This window comes from Variovorax sp. 01T439_2 (genome assembly GCF_056398445.1).
Genome location: NZ_JBFTPJ010000789.1, coordinates 1 through 2838, shown reverse-complemented (window position 1 = coordinate 2838; position 2838 = coordinate 1). Strand labels below are relative to the sequence as shown.

General features: G+C 69.3%; 3 protein-coding genes. 1 reads left to right on the top strand and 2 read right to left on the bottom strand.

The features are described from left to right. Window positions 1–12 precede the first annotated feature (12 nt). Window positions 13–1479 (top strand): glucose-6-phosphate dehydrogenase, encoded by a 1467-nt coding sequence (gene zwf, locus AC1DOC_RS27800; RefSeq protein WP_018903551.1) that lies wholly within the window; start codon window positions 13–15, stop codon window positions 1477–1479. A 10-nt stretch (window positions 1480–1489) separates the two neighbouring features. On the opposite strand, the gene ygiD is transcribed toward zwf, so the two are convergent. Further along, window positions 1490–2470, bottom strand: coding sequence for a 4,5-DOPA-extradiol-dioxygenase (gene ygiD / locus AC1DOC_RS27795; RefSeq protein WP_478130931.1), 981 nt, complete (start codon window positions 2468–2470; stop codon window positions 1490–1492). 8 nt (window positions 2471–2478) lie between these two features. Then, window positions 2479–2838, bottom strand: a 360-nt coding sequence (locus AC1DOC_RS27790; protein ID WP_478130930.1) for an oligopeptide/dipeptide ABC transporter ATP-binding protein, incomplete at its 5' end; no start/stop codon positions are given.

Sequence of the window (2838 nt, the reverse complement as noted above, 5' to 3'; positions counted from 1 at the left end):
GAATTTCGACTCATGAGCTTCGATCTCGTTCTGTTCGGCGGCACTGGCGATCTCGCATGGCGCAAGCTGATGCCCGCGCTGTTCCAGGCCTTCAGGCATGGCAGCCTCCCGAAAGACGGACGCATCGTCGGCGTGGCCCGCGACGACCTCTCGGACGACCAGTACCGCGAACTGATCCAGTCGCGCTTCAATGCCGTCGAAGGCGCCAAGCGCCCTTCGGCCGAGGAGTTCGAGAAGTTCGCCTCGCTGCTGCACTACCTGCGCATGGACCTGTCCAAGCCGGCCGACTACGCACGCCTTTCCGACCTGCTCAAGCAGCGCAATGCCGACACGGTGGTGATGTACGTGGCCACGGCGCCCGCGCTCTTCACGCAGGTGGTCGAGCAGATCGCCGCGGCCGGCCTGAACGGCCCGTCGACCCGCGTGGTGCTCGAGAAGCCGCTGGGCCACGACCTGGCATCCAACCGCGCGATCAATGCCGCGGTGTGCAAGGTGCTCGACGAGAAGCAGGTCTTCCGCATCGACCACTACCTGGGCAAGCCCTCGGTGCAGAACCTGTTCGCCATGCGCTTCGGCAATGCACTGTTCGAGCCCATCTGGCGCCGCGAGCACATTGCCAACATCCAGATCACCATCGCCGAGGACCTGGGCGTCGAAAAGCGCGGCGCCTTCTACGACCAGACCGGCGCGCTGCGCGACATGGTGCAGAACCATGCGCTGCAGCTGGTCTGCGCGATCGGCATGGAGCCGCCGATCAACTCGCATGCCGACGCCATCCGCGACGAGAAGCTCAAGGTGCTGCGCGCGCTCAAGCCCTGGACGCCCGAGACTCTGGGGCTGCACGCGATTCGCGGCCAGTACACCGCCGGCACGGCGTATGGCGAACGCGTGCCGGGCTACCGGGACGAGCCCGGCGTCGACCCCGAAAGCCGCACCGAGACCTTCGTGGCGCTGCGCACGGAAATCGCCAACTGGCGCTGGGCCGGCGTGCCGCTGTACATCCGCACCGGCAAGCGGCTGGCCTCGCGCGACGCGCGCATCGAGGTCAACTTCAGGCCCACGCCGCATGCGATCTACCGCGCACCGGCCGGCGCCGTCAACAAGCTGGTGATCAACCTCCAGCCCCGCGACGGCCTGGAGCTGCACATGCTCGCGCAGGCGCAGGACAACCGCCGCAGCAACGGCCACCAGAGCGCCGCGCAGCTCGCGCCCGTGCAGCTGGACCTCGACTTCGACAAGCGCTTCGGCGCCGAGCGCGTGGGCGCCTACGAACGGCTGCTGCTCGACGTGATCGACGGCCGCCTGAACCTGTTCGTGCGCAGCGACGAGCAGGAAGAAGCCTGGCGCTGGGTCGAGCCGCTGATCGACAGCTGGGCGTCCGACGGCGGGCCGCGCCCCTACGCCGCGGGCACCTGGGGGCCGAGCGCCTCGAGCGCGATGATTGCGCGCGACGGCTTCTCGTGGAGCGAGGAACAGTAGGCCGGCGCGCTCAGCCGAACTGGATGCAGCGCATGCTCAGCGTGCCCGACTGGAATCCCTCGTAGACCGTTTTCGCGCGCTCGCCCGTTCCCGCGGCGCCGAGCGCGTAGAGAAACGGAAAGTAGTGGTCCGGCGTGGCCACCGCGGTCGAGGCGCCCGCCAGCTTTTCATAGCCGACCAGCGCGCGGTCGTCCCGCCCCGCGAGCGCGGCCTTCACCGCGTCGTCGAACGATTGCGCCCAGGGCCGGCTCGCCACGGGCCCGTCGGGCGTGCCGCGGTCGGTGGCCCGCAGGTTGTGCACCACGTTGCCGCTTCCCATCACGAGCACGCCCATGCTCCGCAACACCGCCAGGTCGCGGCCGACCGCGTAGTGGAAAGCGGCCGGCTGGTCGTAGTCGATGCTGAGCTGGAAGACCGGGATGTCGGCCTTCGGATAGAGGTGCTTCAGCACCGTCCACGTTCCGTGGTCCAGGCCCCACTGTTGGGTGCCGACCACCGCGGCCTGCTTCACCGCGCCGATGGCTTCGCGCGCGAGCGCTGGATGGCCTGGCGCCGGGTACTCGATGYCGAACAGCGCCTGCGGAAAACCGCCGAAGTCGTGGATCGTCTTCGGCCGCTCCTGCATCCCGATGCCGGTGGCGCCGCGGCTCAGCCAGTGGGCCGAAACGCTCAGGATGGCCGAGGGCCTCGGCAGCTCCCCGCCCCAGGCGGCCAGCCGGCGCGTGAAGGCGTTGTCGGCCAGCGCATTCATCGGCGAGCCGTGGCCGATGAAGATGACCGGCATCCGCTGCGATGCGGCCGCGCCCGCGGCGTGCGACAGCGAACAAAGCGTAGCCAGCGTCGAGGTCGCCGCCAGCGCCGAACCCATGAGAAAGCCGCGCCGGCCCAGCGCCGACGGGATCGCCGGGCTGCCGCCGGTGCCTGTGTTCTTCTTCATGGTCATGGCCGCACTCTGCGCCGCCTTGGCGCGCATGTCGGTGCGTTTACGCACGCTTCCAGCTAGATGCGGCCTTCTTCGGCCGCGTGGCAGGCCACCTGCACGCCCCGGATGTTCAGCAGCTTCGGCCGCTCGGCCGAGCAGCGCGCATTCGCATGCGGGCAGCGCGGATGGAACGCGCAGCCGGTCGGCGGGTTCAGCGGGTTCGGCACCTCGCCCTGCACCGGCGTGCGCGCGCGGCCGGTGTGCTTCATCTGCGGAATCGCGTCGAGCAGCATGCGCGTGTAGGGGTGCTGCGGCTCGGCGAAGAGCTTSTGCTTGTCCGCTACCTCGACCAGCCGGCCCAGGTACATCACGCCGACCTGGTCGGCCACGTGCCGCACCACCGCCAGGTTGTGCGAGATGAAGAGGTAGGTCAGGCC